The organism is Mycobacterium sp. (assembly GCF_046095365.1).
Lineage (GTDB): Bacteria > Actinomycetota > Actinomycetes > Mycobacteriales > Mycobacteriaceae > Mycobacterium.
Genome location: NZ_JBJTJF010000082.1, coordinates 39,318 through 52,465, shown reverse-complemented (window position 1 = coordinate 52,465; position 13,148 = coordinate 39,318). Strand labels below are relative to the sequence as shown.

Below are 13,148 nucleotides of genomic sequence, written 5' to 3'. Positions count from 1 at the left end.
ACCTTCGGCGGGCTCAAGCCGGTGCACGCGCTGGCCGACTGCGGCCGCGTCGAGGTCGTCGACATCGGCCTGGATCTGCCCCGCACCGACCTGGTCGGCCTGGATGCCGGCGACGTCAGGGCCCGCTGGCCGGTGCCCGGCCCGCGCGACGACAAGTACACCCAGGGCGTCGTCGGCGTGCTGGCCGGCTCGGCGACCTATCCCGGCGCGGCGATCCTGTGCGCGGGCGCGGCGGTCGCCGCGACGTCGGGGATGGTGCGCTACGCGGGCTCCGCCGCCGCCGAGGTGGTCGCGCACTGGCCGGAGGTGGTGGCCGTCCCCGATGCCGCGGCGGCCGGCCGTGTACAGGCCTGGTGCGTCGGGCCCGGGCTGGGCGCCGACGAGACCGCCGTCACTGCGCTGATGTTCGCGCTCAACAGCGACCTCCCGGTGATCGTCGACGCGGACGGACTGAGCATCCTGGCCGAGCACCAGCATCTGCTCGCCGCCCGGGCCGCGCCGACGGTGCTCACACCGCATGCCGGGGAGTACGCCAGGTTCGGCCTCGGTCCGCCCGGCGGGGACCGGGTCGCCGCCGCCGGCCGGCTGGCCCGGACGCTGAGCGCGACGGTCCTGCTCAAGGGCAACGTCACCGTGATCGCCGAACCGTCCGGCCTGACCTACCTCAACCCCGCCGGCGGCTCGTGGGCGGCCACCGCCGGGTCCGGCGACGTGCTCTCCGGTGTCATCGGAGCCCTCCTGGCCGCCGGGCTGCCGCCCGGGGAGGCCGCCGCGATGGCGGCCTTCGTCCACGCCCGTGCCGCCAACGCCTCGGCGGCCGATCCGGGACCGCTGTCGGTGCCGACGTCGGCGTCGGGAATCCTGTCCCATATCCGAACCGCCATCGCCGCGCTGTGACCCCGAGAGAAGGACTGCCATGCCGCACGTGAAATACCGATCCCCGTCGATCGCCCCGGCCTACACCGGGCGGCTGTCCACCGACCCGATCCCCTCGCTGCGGCTGCCCGACGAGGTGATGGAGCCCGCAGCGGCCTACCGGTTCATCCACGACGAACTGATGCTCGACGGCAGTTCCCGGCTCAACCTGGCCACCTTCGTCACGACCTGGATGGACCCCGAGGCCGAGAAGCTGATGGCCGAGACCTTCGACAAGAACATGATCGACAAGGACGAGTACCCGGCCACGGCGGCGATCGAATCCCGTTGCGTGGCAATGGTCGCCGACCTCTTCCATGCCGAGAATCTGCGCGACGACGACGCCGCCAGCGCCATCGGGGTGTCCACCATCGGCTCCTCGGAGGCGGTGATGCTCGGCGGTCTGGCCCTGAAGTGGCGGTGGAAGGAACGGGTCGGCGGCAAGGACGGCAGCGGCTGGAAGAAGCGCACCCCCAACCTGGTGATGGGCTCCAACGTCCAGGTGGTGTGGGAGAAGTTCTGCAAGTACTTCGAGGTCGAACCGCGCTACCTGCCGATGGGCGAGGACCGCTACGTCATCACCCCCGAGCAGGTCGTCGCGGCGGTCGACGAGGACACCATCGGCGTGGTGGGCATCCTGGGCACCACCTACACCGGTGAGCTCGAGCCGATCGCCGAGATCTGCGCGGCACTGGACAAACTGGAGAAGAAGAGGGGGCTGGACATCCCGGTGCACGTCGACGCCGCCAGTGGCGGTTTCGTCGTGCCGTTCCTGCAGCCCGACCTCAAGTGGGACTTCCGGCTGCCCAGGGTGGTCTCGATCAACGTCAGCGGCCACAAGTACGGGCTCACCTACCCGGGACTGGGCTTCGTGGTGTGGCGCAGCTCCGAGCACCTGCCCGAGGACCTGGTGTTCCGGGTGAACTACCTCGGCGGCGACATGCCCACCTTCACCCTGAATTTCTCCCGGCCGGGCAACCAGGTCGTCGCGCAGTACTACAACTTCCTGCGTCTGGGCCGGGCCGGGTTCACCCATGTCATGCAGACGCTGTCCGGCACCGCCCGGTGGTTCTCCGACCAGCTCAGGAAGTCCAAGCATTTCGAAGTCATCTCCGACGGCTCCAAGCTGCCGGTGGTGGCGTTCCGGCTGTCCGGGGACTTCGGCTACACCGAGTTCGACGTGTCCGCGGCGCTGCGGTCCTACGGCTGGCAGGTGCCGGCCTACACCATGCCCGAGGGCGCGCAGGACATCTCAGTGCTGCGGGTGGTGGTCCGGGAAGGGTTCTCCGCAGACCTCGCCCGGTCACTGTGGGAGGACCTGCACGCCGTGCTCGACCACCTCGACGCGATCCGGCCCCAAGGTCACTTCACCCAGGAGCACTTCGCGCACTGATCCGGTCTTCTGGGACAATCGGCGGTGGTGATATGACCATGCAGACAACGCCGTTGACGCCCCCGACGCAACCGCTCGCCGCCGCCAACGGCGAAGCCCTCGTCGACCTCGGGGCGATCGCCGACAATGTGCGTGTGCTCCGGGAGCACGCCGGCCCCGCCGAGGTCATGGCGGTCGTCAAGGCCGACGGCTACGGGCACGGCGCCACCGAGGTGGCCCGCGCCGCGTTGGGCGCCGGGGTCGCCGAACTCGGCGTCGCGACCGTCGACGAGGCCCTGGCGCTGCGCCGCGACGGCATCACCGCCCCGGTGCTGGCCTGGCTGCACGCGCCCGGCACCGACTTCGCCCCGGCGCTGGGCGCCGACGTGCAGATCGGGGTCTCCTCGCAGCGACAGGTCGAGGACCTCCTCGGCGCGGTGGAGCGCACCGGGTGCGCGGCCGTGGTGACCGTCAAGGTCGACACCGGCCTGAGCCGCAACGGCGTCGGGCCCGGCGAGTTCCCCGACGTCCTGGACGCCCTGCGCCGCGCGGCCGCCGCCGGGGCCGTCCGGGTGCGCGGCATCATGTCCCACCTGGCCTGCGGGGACGAACCGGACAATCCGGTCAACGACGTTCAGGCGCAACGATTCACCGAGATGCTCGCCGAGTCGCGCCGCCGCGGTGTCGACTATGAGGTGGCGCACCTGTCCAACTCGCCGTCGGCGATGACCCGTCCCGATCTCGGATTCGACATGGTCCGACCGGGTATCGCGGTCTACGGCCTGAGCCCGGTGCCGGACCGCGGCGCGATGGGCCTGCGCCCGGCCATGACGCTGGCCTGCCCGGTGGCGATGGTCAAGCGGTTGCGCGCCGGGGAGGGGGTCTCCTACGGCCACACCTGGATCGCGCCGGCGGACACCAGCGTCGCGCTGCTGCCGATCGGCTACGCCGATGGTGTCTTCCGGGCCCTCGGCGGGCGCGTCGACGTGCTCATCAACGGCCGGCTCCGGCGCAGCGTGGGCCGGATCTGCATGGACCAGTTCGTCGTCGACCTCGGCCCCGGGGTGCCCGACGTCGCCGAGGGCGACCGCGCCGTGCTCTTCGGGCCGGGCGCCGACGGCGAGCCGACCGCCCAGGACTGGGCCGAGGCGCTCGGCACCATCCACTACGAGGTGGTCACCAGCCCGCGGGGGCGGGTGCGCCGCAGCTACCGGGGGTCCGGCGCCGATGGCCGGTAAGTCCCGCAGGTTCAGGCGCTCCCGCCGCCGCGCACGCGACCTTCCACCCGGCCCGGCCATCCCGCAGAGCGTTCCGGGCCCGGACGGGCGAGCCGGCCTGATGGCCGGGGTCGCCGGGCTCAGCGCGGTCGGGACGGCCGCGGCGGCCAAGGCGCTGCGGCAGCGCAAAGCCATCAACGACGCCTACCAGGGCGAGGATTTCGCACTGCTGGAGGCCGACCGGGGATGTGTGATCACCACCGACGACGGTGTTCCGCTGGTGGTGCGCGAGGTCGGACCGGTGACCGCGCCGCTGACGGTCGTCTTCTCGCACGGATTCTGCATGCGGATGGGGTCGTTCCACTTCCAGCGCGCGGCCCTGGCCGAGCGCTGGGGGGAACAGGTCCGGATGGTGTTCTACGACCAGCGCGGACACGGCCAGTCCGGCTCGGCGCCCTTCGGCACCTACACCGTCGAGCAACTGGGGCGTGATCTGGAAACCGTTCTGCACGTGATGGTTCCGCGCGGACCGGTGGTCCTGGTGGGCCACTCGATGGGCGGGATGACGGTGCTGTCCCACGCCCGCCAGTTCCCCGAGCGCTACGGCCGGCGCATCGTCGGAGCGGCGATCATCTCCTCGGCCGCCGAGGGAGTGGCCCGCTCGCCGCTGGGCGAGATCCTGCGCAACCCGGCCCTGGAAGCGGTCCGCTTCGCGGCCCGGTACGCGCCGAAGTTCGTGCACCGCACTCGCGGCGCCGCCCGCTCGGCGCTGCGGCCGATCCTGACGACCGCCTCCTTCGGCGACGAGGCGATCAGCCCCAGCGTCGTGCAGTTCAGCGAGGAGATGATCCACGACACCCCGATCGACACCCTGGTGGCCTTCCTGCACGCCCTGGAGGTTCACGACGAGACCGCCGCGCTGCCGGTGCTGGCCCGCATTCCCACGCTGATCGCCTGCGGCGACCGGGACATGCTCACACCCGTGCGGAACTCCGAGGACATGGCCGCCGCGCTGCCCGACTCGGTGCTGGTGATCGTGCCGGGGGCTGCGCACCTGGTGCAGATGGAGCGGCCCGAGGTCATCAACGACGCACTGGTCCGCCTGGTGGAAAGGGCAACACCGTCGCGGCTCGTCGCCTTCGCCCGGCGGCTGCGGGACCGGTGAGCGACCTTCGCCTCGACGCCGGCCGGGCGTCACTGCCCACAGCGGAGGACACCATCGCCCTCGGCGTGCGGTTCGGCCGGCAGCTGCGGGCCGGGGACGTCGTGGTGCTGTCCGGTCCGCTGGGCGCCGGGAAAACCGTTCTGGCCAAAGGGATAGCGCAGGGAATGGACGTCGAGGGCCCGGTGACGTCGCCGACCTTCGTACTGGCCCGGGTGCACCGGGCCCGCCGGCAGGGAGATCCGGCGATGATCCACGTCGACGTCTACCGGTTGCTCGGTGCCGATGTGATGGCCGAACTGGATTCGCTGGATCTCGACACCGACCTCGACCGGGCCGTGGCGGTGGTCGAGTGGGGCGAGGGGCTGGCCGAACGGCTCTCCGATCGCCACCTGTGCGTCGAGTTGGAGCGGCTGCCCGACGGCGATGTCCGCACCGCGACGTGGCAGTGGAGCTCGCCGTGAGCCGGGTCGTCCTGGCCATCGACACCTCCACGCCGGCGGTGATCGCCGGTGTGCTGCGCCGCCACGACGACGGCCGGACCGAGACCCTCGCCGAGCGTATCGCGGTGGATGTGCATGCCCACGCTGAACTTCTGACCCCGAATGTCGTTGCGGCAGTGCGTGATGCCGGACTCACGCTGGACGGGGTCGACGCGGTGGTGGTCGGATGCGGACCGGGCCCCTTCACCGGCCTGCGGGTGGGGATGGCGACGGCGGCCGCCTACGGCCACGCCCTCTCGGTCCCGGTCCACGGGGTGTGCTCCCTGGACGCCATCGGCGTGTGTACCGCCGGTGAGGTGCTGGTGGTCACCGACGCGCGCCGTCGCGAGGTGTACTGGGCCCGCTACCGCGACGGTGCGCGCATCGATGGTCCGGGGGTGGACGCCCCCGCCGAGGTTCGGGGGGCGGGCGCGGTGGCCGGTTCCCCGGCGCACTGCGCACTTTTCGACCTGCCGCGGGTGGGTCCGGATCACCCCTCGCCGGCCGGCCTGGCCGCCGCCGTCGGCGACTGGGCGAGCGACCCGGGCCCGCTGGTCCCGCTCTATCTACGCCGCCCTGATGCCAAGACGCTGGCCGAGCGGGCGGGGGTCATCCGGTGAGCGGCCCGGTGGACTACGGCGGTATGACCCGCGACGACGCCGCGCGCTGCGCCGAGCTGGAGGCGCTGCTCTTCGACGGCGACGACCCCTGGCCGGAGGCGGCGTTCGTGCGCGAACTCGCCGCCCCGCACAACCGCTACCTGGCCGCCCGGGTCGACGACAAACTCGTCGGCTACGCCGGCGTGGCCCGGCTGGGCAGGGTGGCGCCGTTCGAATACGAGATCCACACCATCGGCGTCGACCCGGCCTACCAGCGGCTGGGCATCGGGCGAGCCTTGATGACCCGGCTGCTGGAGGACGTCGGGGACGCCGCGGTGTATCTGGAGGTGCGTACCGACAACGAGCCCGCGATCACCCTCTACCAGAGCCTCGGCTTCGTCACCGTCGGTCTGCGCCGGCGCTACTACCGGGCCAGCGGCGCGGATGCCTTCACCATGCGCAGAGGGGACCGGTGATGACGCGCCGGACCGTGCTGGCCATCGAAACCTCCTGCGACGAAACGGGAGTGGGAGTCGCCGCCCTCGACGGTGACGGCACCGTCACGTTGCTGGCCGACGAGGTGGCCTCCAGCGTCGACGAGCACGCCCGCTACGGCGGGGTGGTGCCCGAGGTGGCCTCGCGGGCGCACCTGGAGGCGCTGGGCCCCACCGTGCGGCGGGCGCTGGAGGCCGCCGGGATCGAGCGCCCGGACGTGGTGGCAGCCACCATCGGACCCGGTCTGGCCGGCGCCCTGATGGTGGGGGTGGCCGCGGCGAAGGCCTACGCCGCGGCCTGGGGCGTGCCGTTCTACGCGGTCAACCATCTCGGCGGCCACCTGGCCGCCGACGTCTTCGACCACGGTCCGCTGCCGGAGAGCGTGGCCCTGCTGGTGTCCGGCGGGCACACCCACCTGCTGCACCTGCGGTCCCTGGCCGAGCCGATCGTCGAACTCGGCAGCACCGTCGACGACGCCGCCGGGGAGGCCTACGACAAGGTGGCCCGCCTGCTCGGCCTGGGCTACCCCGGCGGCAGGGTTCTCGACGACCTGGCCCGCACCGGCGACCGCGACGCGATCGTCTTCCCGCGCGGAATGACCGGCCCGCGGGATGCCCCCTGTGCCTTCAGTTTCTCCGGCCTCAAGACCGCGGTCGCCCGCTACGTCGAGTCCCACCCGGACGCCGACGCCGCCGACGTCGCCGCGGGTTTCCAGGAGGCGGTGGCCGACGTGCTGACCGCCAAGGCGGTGCGGGCCGCGGCCGATCGGGGAGTCGGCACGCTGCTGATCGCGGGGGGAGTCGCCGCCAACAGCCGGTTGCGGGAGCTGGCCGAACAGCGTTGTGCCGCAGCAGGTCTGACACTGCGCATTCCGCGGCCCAGGCTGTGTACCGACAACGGGGCGATGATCGCCTCGTTCGCCGCGCACCTGGTGGCCGCCGGGGCCGCGCCCTCGGCGCTGGAGGTGGCCAGCGATCCGGGACTGCCGGTGGTCCGGGGGCAGGTGGCATGACCGACCGCGAGGAGATCCTGGATCTGATCCACCGCTACGCCGAACTCGTCGACGCCGGCGACTTCGACGCCGTGGGGGAGTTGCTCGGCCGCGCCGCCTTCGGCGGGCCGCGCACCCCGAGGGTGACCGGCGCCCGCAACATCGCCGCGGTGTTCGCCATGACCACCCGCCGGTTCGACGACGGCACGCCGAAGACCCGCCACCTCGTGCTCAACCCGATCGTCGAAGTCGACGGCGACACCGCCGCGGCCCGGTCCACCTTCTGCGTCGTGCAGGCCACCGGCCGGCTGCCCTTGCAACCGGTCGTGGTCGGCCGCTACTACGACGACTTCGCCCGGGATCCGGGCGGCTGGCACTTCACCCAGCGCATCGCCGACGTCGAGATGACCGGCAACGTGTCCGATCACCTGCTCATCGACCCGGCCGCGATGGATCGCTGAGCCGCCCGGACTTCGCCCTCGGCGAATCGCACCGACCCCGCTTGAGTGCTAGCACTCGCCGGTATAGAGTGCTAGGCGGCAGGCGGACAACCCCTGTGCCGGCACCCGCGACGACGGTGCGAGGGCCGTATGCCAAAACCTGGTTAATCCGACCGGTTCCGGGGAACAATCCCCGGGTCCGGCGATCATCAACAGTGGAGGATCACGTGGCGAGCGTGAACATCAGGCCCCTCGAGGACAAGATCCTCGTCCAGGCCAACGAGGCCGAAACGACCACCGCGTCGGGTCTCGTCATCCCTGACACCGCCAAGGAGAAGCCCCAGGAGGGCACCGTCGTCGCCGTCGGCCCCGGCCGGTGGGACGAGGACGGCGAAAAGCGGATTCCGCTCGATGTCGCCGAGGGCGACACCGTCATCTACAGCAAGTACGGCGGCACCGAGATCAAGTACAACGGCGAGGAGTACCTGATCCTGTCCGCCCGTGACGTGCTGGCGGTCGTCAACAAGTAAGCAGCATGTGAGCCGCCCCGTAAATCCCCGTCCAGACGTCGGGCATTTCCGGGGCGGACCACTCTGCGGGACAGTCCGAGAAGGTTAGGCAGGGACAGGACCTCATGAGCAAGCAGATCGAATACAACGAAACCGCCCGGCGCGCCATGGAGGCCGGCGCCGACAAACTCGCCGACGCCGTGCGCGTCACCCTCGGCCCGCGCGGCCGGCACGTGGTGCTGACCAAGTCGTGGGGAGGTCCGACCGTCACCAACGACGGCGTGACGATCGCCCGCGAGATCGACCTGGAGGATCCGTTCGAGAACCTCGGCGCGCAACTGGTCAAGTCCGTGGCCACCAAGACCAACGACGTCGCCGGAGACGGCACCACCACCGCGACCGTGCTGGCGCAGGCGATCATCAAGAACGGCCTTCGCAACGTCGCCGCCGGGGCCAACCCGATCGCGCTGGGCGCGGGGATCGGCAAGGCGGCCGACGCCGTCTCTCAGGCGCTGCTGGACGCGGCCACCCCGGTGTCGGGCAAGACCGGCATCGCCCAGGTCGCCACGGTGTCCTCGCGCGACGAGGAGATCGGCGAACTGGTCGGTGAGGCCATGACCAAGGTCGGTGCCGACGGCGTCGTCAGCGTCGAGGAGTCCACCACCATGGAGACCGCTCTGGAGGTGACCGAGGGCATCGGCTTCGACAAGGGCTACATCTCGGCCTACTTCATCAACGACTTCGACTCCCAGGAGACCGTCCTCGAAGACGCACTGGTGCTGCTGCACCGCGACAAGATCAGTTCGCTGCCCGACCTGCTGCCGCTGCTGGAGAAGGTCGCCGAGTCCGGCAAGCCGCTGCTGATCGTCGCCGAGGACGTCGAAGGAGAGGCGTTGAGCACCCTGGTGGTCAACGCGATCCGTAAGACGCTCAAGGCCGTGGCGGTCAAGGCCCCGTTCTTCGGTGACCGGCGCAAGGCGTTCCTGGAGGACCTGGCCGTCGTCACCGGCGGGCAGGTGGTCAACCCCGACGTCGGCCTGCTGCTGCGCGAGGTTGGTCTGGACGTGCTGGGAACCGCCCGCCGGGTCGTCGTCAGCAAGGACGACACGGTGATCGTCGACGGTGGGGGCACCCACGAGGCGATCGCCGGCCGGATCAACCAACTCAAGGGCGAGATCGAGACCACCGACTCCGACTGGGACCGGGAGAAGCTGCAGGAGCGGCTGGCCAAGCTGGCCGGCGGGGTGGCCGTGGTGAAGGTCGGCGCCGCCACCGAGACCGCCCTGCAGGAGCGCAAGCATCGGGTGGACGACGCTGTCGCGGCGGCCAAGGCGGCCGTCGAGGAGGGCATCGTGCCCGGCGGCGGCAGCGCGCTGGTCCAGGCCCGCGCGGCCTTGAAGTCGTTGCGCGACAGTCTGTCCGGCGACGAGGCGCTGGGTGTGGAGGTGTTCGCCGACGCCTTGTCGGCACCGCTGTACTGGATCGCCGCCAACGCCGGCCTGGACGGCGCCGTGGTGGTCAACAAGGTCGTCGAGTTGCCGGCCGGACATGGCTTCAACGCCGCAACGCTGACCTACGGCGACCTGGTCGCCGACGGGGTCATCGACCCGGTGAAGGTGACCCGGTCGGCGGTGCTCAACGCGGCATCGGTCGCCCGGATGGTGCTGACCACCGAGACGGCGATCGTGGAGAAGCCGGCCGAGCAGGAGCCGCACGGGCACGGTCACCACGGTCACGCCCACTGATCGCCAGAGGAAGACCGTAGCGTTGTCCGGCAGGCACAGCCCCGGCCGCAGCCCGCGCGGCGGGTCCTCCGGCTGGGTGCGTGTCACAGCGACCGCCGTCTCGGCCCTGCTGCTCGCGTTCAGCGCCGTCGCGCTGGTGTTCCGTGCCCAGCCCGTCACCAGCATCCCGCGTCTGGTGCTGTCGGTCGGGGCGACCTTCGTGCCGCTGATCGCCGTCGTCGGGCTGGCGCTGGCGGTCGCGAGCCGGCGCGTCGTGCTGTCGGTCATCGGGGTGTTCCTGGTGACCGCGACGGTGGCGATCCAGGTTTCCTGGTACTACTTCGGCCGACCGTCCGACGTCGGACGGTCCGCCGAAATCCGTGTGTTCGCCTCCAACCTGCGGTACGGCCGGGCCGACCCGGCGCAGTTCGTCGCCCTGGCCAGGGACAACGCCGACGTCGTCGCCGTGGCGGAACTGACACCCGAGGCGGTCGAGCGCTTCACCCAGCAGGGCATCGGGGAAGCCTTCCCCTACTCGGTGCTCCAACCGGGCCCGGGCGCGGGCGGGATCGGATTCTGGAGCCGCTACCCGATCGACCCGCTGTCCGCGCCCCGGCACCGCAACGTCAGCATGCCTGCGGCCCGGGTGGAGTTTCCCGGACTGCGCCACGAACCGATCATCGCCAGCGTGCACGTCATGTCCCCGGTCGCCGGCGATGAGAACACCGTCGAGGACTGGAACTACGGAATGTCCGGCGCCAAGGCGCAATTGGACAACTTCGCCAGGGAGGCCGGACCGGGGGCGGTGATCGTCAGCGGCGACTACAACAGCACTCCCGACATGCGCCAGTTCCGCGACCTGCTCACCGACGGCTACCGGGACGCCGTCGACCAGACCGGCGCCGGATACGCCCCCACGTTCAAAGCCGACAGCTGGCTTCCGCCGGTGATCACCATCGACCACGTGCTGACCCGCAACGCCGCCGCCTCGTCGATCAAGACCGTCAAGATCAAGGGCACCGATCACCGCGCCCTGCTGGCAACTGTCCGGATTCCGCTGGACCCGGCGGTCTGAGACACCGTGCGCCGAACCGTCCTGCTGCTCACCGCCGCAGCCTCCGCGGCGGGGCTCGTCGTCGCGTCCCCGGCCGCCGCGGACTGCAACACCGTCACCGGCAGCACGCTGTGCGCCAGCGGAACCGTCAAGGGCAGTTCCGGTGCGCCGACGAGCGTGCCCGCTTACGACCCGTATCCCTGCTACGGAAACCCGGCCTGCGACTTCTACGACGACTACAACCCCGGCATCATCTGGGACCTGCCGAACATCGGCGGTGGCAACCGCCCGCGGCCCCGGTAGCGGGCCGGCGCCTCTCACCCCAAGGAGACCCGATCATGCCCGTCACCGCCGCGGTTCGCCGCTCCGTCGCCGTCGCACTCGGTGCGGCCTTCCTGGTCGCCCCGCCGGCATCCGCCGACGAGCCGAACTGCACGGCCGCCGACATCGCCGGGGTCGCCGCCGGGGTGTCGGCGGCCACCGCGGCCTATCTGTTCACCCATCCGGATGTCAACGAGTTCGCGACGGGCCTCAAAGGCCGGCCGCGTGATCAGGTGCTCGCCGACGTCCAGGCCTACCTCGACGCCAACCCGAGGACAAGAGACGAGATCCGTGCCGTCCGCCAGCCCCTGGCCGACGTTCGCGCCCGCTGCGGAATTGGGACTCCCGACGGCGCGCTGCCCGGCGGTGCGTTGCCCGGCGTTGCGTTGCCGTCCTAGGCGCTCCGCCGGCGCATCCCGCCTTTGAGCAGCAGCTCGCGCTCGGTCTCGCTCAAGCCGCCCCAGATGCCGTACGGCTCGCCGACCGTCAGCGCGTGGGTCCGGCACTGGGTGATGACCGGGCACTGCAGGCAGAGTTGCTTGGCCCGCATCTCCCGCTGGGCACGGGCGCGGCCCCGTTCGCCGTCCGGATGGAAGAACACCGCGGAGTCGACGCCCCGGCACAGTCCTTGGATCTGCCAGTCCCACAGATCGGCGTTCGGACCGGGTAGCTGCTGCGGCTGTAGCATGTGAAAACCCCTCTCTCCGTGCGTGTCTCGCACCTGCGAGTCGCGGACGATTCCGAGAGTGGTCGACGCTGACTACTCGCGCTCCCTACGCTAGGAGGGGTCACGAAACCGCGTCAATAGATCACGGTTTCGTGTCGGCCGGAGCTGCACGGGCCGAATTTACGTCGCGTTCACTTCTCGATACCCTCCGATTCCGGATTCGCCCAGCACTCCGGGTGGGAGACCCCCGGAATACCTCGGCGGCGCCCGGTTTCACAGCCGGAGTTGACACGGTCGTAACCTGGGCAGCACAAACTCTTAACCGGCCCAGCGAAGGCGTCGCGACCCCATGTCCCAGCACTCGGCGGCCCACCCCGCCGCCGCAGCCGCGTTCGGTGCGGATCCGGGACGCTGGCCTATTCCCGCCGCGCGCGAACCGAACGACCTGTGGCTGTACGCGGTGGCGGCCGGGGGTCAGGGCCGCTACGCCGCCGCCAACGCCGCCCTGACCGAGTTGCTGCGCGGTGCGCCCGGCGCGCGCCTGGCCTCGCTGGCGCTGAGCACCCGGGCGTCCTTCCTGCGCCAGCTCGGCTGGCACTGGCGCGCCCATGACGTGGACGGGCGCGCCTGGGCCCGGGCCGGCGGCGATTCCGAGGCGGGCGGCGACGCCCTGATCGGTCTGGCGGCCGACGCCCTCGGGGTCGGCCGGCTACCGGCCTCGGCGACCCTGCTGCGTCGAGCCGACGAGCTGTTCCGGCAGGCGGGCGGGGTGCCGGCCCGCCAGCAGATCAGGCTGGCCTGGGTGCGTGCTGAACTGGCGATGGCCGCCGGTGACGGGGCCACCGCCACCACCCACGCCCGCCGCGGCGTCGAACGTGCCGAGGCCGCCCTGCCGGCGCTGCGACGCCACCGGGTCAAGAGCGACGTCGTGCTGGCCGCGGCGCTTAGCTGCGCCGGAGACCTGGCCGGGGCGCGTGCGGTGGCCGACTCGGCCCTGGCCAGTGCGCAGTCACTCGGGCTGGCGCCGCTGGCGTGGGCCTCCGCCTGCCTGCTCGCCGGCATCGGCAGCGGCGAGCGCGGCCCGGCGGCAATCGCCGAGCTGAGGGACCGCAACGCCGGTTTCGTGACCCGGCACGGCGGCCGGTGGAAGACCGGTGACGGCCGGTGACCGGGTTCGGCCGATATTGTCACTAGCTGAAG

16 protein-coding genes are annotated in these 13,148 nt (G+C 71.4%); 15 read left to right on the top strand and 1 reads right to left on the bottom strand.

The window, feature by feature from the left end; genetic code table 11:
• From ACKOQ4_RS07235 to ACKOQ4_RS07170, 14 genes are all read left to right on the top strand, one after another.
• A partial coding sequence (locus ACKOQ4_RS07235; RefSeq protein WP_526290297.1) for an NAD(P)H-hydrate dehydratase occupies nt 1–897 on the top strand: 897 nt, incomplete at its 5' end.
• 19 nt (nt 898–916) lie between these two features.
• On the top strand, nt 917–2,308 hold the full coding sequence (gene gad / locus ACKOQ4_RS07230; RefSeq protein WP_526290295.1) for a glutamate decarboxylase: 1,392 nt from the start codon (nt 917–919) through the stop codon (nt 2,306–2,308).
• 38 nt (nt 2,309–2,346) lie between these two features.
• Nucleotides 2,347–3,525 (top strand): alanine racemase, encoded by a 1,179-nt coding sequence (alr, locus tag ACKOQ4_RS07225; protein WP_526290307.1) that lies wholly within the window; start codon nt 2,347–2,349, stop codon nt 3,523–3,525.
• A gap of 100 nt (nt 3,526–3,625) precedes the next feature.
• Nucleotides 3,626–4,669 carry an alpha/beta fold hydrolase gene (locus ACKOQ4_RS07220; protein ID WP_526290305.1) on the top strand — a complete coding sequence of 348 codons (1,044 nt, stop codon included), beginning with the start codon at nt 3,626–3,628 and terminating at the stop codon, nt 4,667–4,669.
• Nucleotides 4,666–5,130 (top strand): tRNA (adenosine(37)-N6)-threonylcarbamoyltransferase complex ATPase subunit type 1 TsaE, encoded by a 465-nt coding sequence (gene tsaE / locus ACKOQ4_RS07215; RefSeq protein WP_526290293.1) that lies wholly within the window; start codon nt 4,666–4,668, stop codon nt 5,128–5,130. The genes ACKOQ4_RS07220 and tsaE overlap by 4 nt, the downstream gene beginning before the upstream one ends.
• The gene (gene tsaB / locus ACKOQ4_RS07210) at nt 5,127–5,768 is read left to right on the top strand and encodes a tRNA (adenosine(37)-N6)-threonylcarbamoyltransferase complex dimerization subunit type 1 TsaB (protein WP_526290291.1); all 642 of its coding nucleotides are present in this window, start codon (nt 5,127–5,129) and stop codon (nt 5,766–5,768) included. The genes tsaE and tsaB overlap by 4 nt, the downstream gene beginning before the upstream one ends.
• A gap of 23 nt (nt 5,769–5,791) precedes the next feature.
• Entirely contained in the window at nt 5,792–6,223 is a 432-nt protein-coding gene (rimI, locus tag ACKOQ4_RS07205) for a ribosomal protein S18-alanine N-acetyltransferase (protein ID WP_526290303.1), read from the top strand.
• Nucleotides 6,223–7,254 carry a tRNA (adenosine(37)-N6)-threonylcarbamoyltransferase complex transferase subunit TsaD gene (gene tsaD / locus ACKOQ4_RS07200; RefSeq protein WP_526290289.1) on the top strand — a complete coding sequence of 344 codons (1,032 nt, stop codon included), beginning with the start codon at nt 6,223–6,225 and terminating at the stop codon, nt 7,252–7,254. Before rimI ends, tsaD begins: the two co-directional genes overlap by 1 nt.
• Nucleotides 7,251–7,694, top strand: a complete 444-nt coding sequence (locus ACKOQ4_RS07195) for a nuclear transport factor 2 family protein (protein ID WP_526290287.1) — start codon at nt 7,251–7,253, stop codon at nt 7,692–7,694. Before tsaD ends, ACKOQ4_RS07195 begins: the two co-directional genes overlap by 4 nt.
• Before the next feature lie 206 nt (nt 7,695–7,900).
• Nucleotides 7,901–8,203: a co-chaperone GroES gene (gene groES, locus ACKOQ4_RS07190; RefSeq protein ID WP_509719797.1), complete on the top strand. Its 303-nt coding sequence runs from the start codon at nt 7,901–7,903 to the stop codon at nt 8,201–8,203.
• 104 nt (nt 8,204–8,307) lie between these two features.
• A complete protein-coding gene (gene groL / locus ACKOQ4_RS07185) occupies nt 8,308–9,927 on the top strand; it encodes a chaperonin GroEL (protein WP_526290285.1) in 1,620 nt (539 codons plus the stop codon).
• A 76-nt stretch (nt 9,928–10,003) separates the two neighbouring features.
• Nucleotides 10,004–10,981, top strand: coding sequence for an endonuclease/exonuclease/phosphatase family protein (locus ACKOQ4_RS07180; RefSeq protein WP_526290283.1), 978 nt, complete (start codon nt 10,004–10,006; stop codon nt 10,979–10,981).
• Nucleotides 10,982–10,987: 6 nt separating this feature from the next.
• A complete protein-coding gene (locus ACKOQ4_RS07175; protein WP_526290281.1) occupies nt 10,988–11,263 on the top strand; it encodes a hypothetical protein in 276 nt (91 codons plus the stop codon).
• Nucleotides 11,264–11,298: 35 nt separating this feature from the next.
• Nucleotides 11,299–11,679 carry a hemophore-related protein gene (locus ACKOQ4_RS07170; RefSeq protein ID WP_526290279.1) on the top strand — a complete coding sequence of 127 codons (381 nt, stop codon included), beginning with the start codon at nt 11,299–11,301 and terminating at the stop codon, nt 11,677–11,679.
• On the opposite strand, the gene ACKOQ4_RS07165 is transcribed toward ACKOQ4_RS07170, so the two are convergent.
• Entirely contained in the window at nt 11,676–11,969 is a 294-nt protein-coding gene (locus ACKOQ4_RS07165) for a WhiB family transcriptional regulator (RefSeq protein WP_526290277.1), read from the bottom strand. The two genes, ACKOQ4_RS07170 and ACKOQ4_RS07165, sit on opposite strands and share 4 nt — an antisense overlap.
• Before the next feature lie 328 nt (nt 11,970–12,297).
• Here ACKOQ4_RS07165 and ACKOQ4_RS07160 point away from each other — a divergent pair, with 328 nt between their 5' ends.
• Nucleotides 12,298–13,116 carry a hypothetical protein gene (locus ACKOQ4_RS07160; protein WP_526290275.1) on the top strand — a complete coding sequence of 273 codons (819 nt, stop codon included), beginning with the start codon at nt 12,298–12,300 and terminating at the stop codon, nt 13,114–13,116.
• The last annotated feature ends 32 nt before the right edge of the window (nt 13,117–13,148 follow it).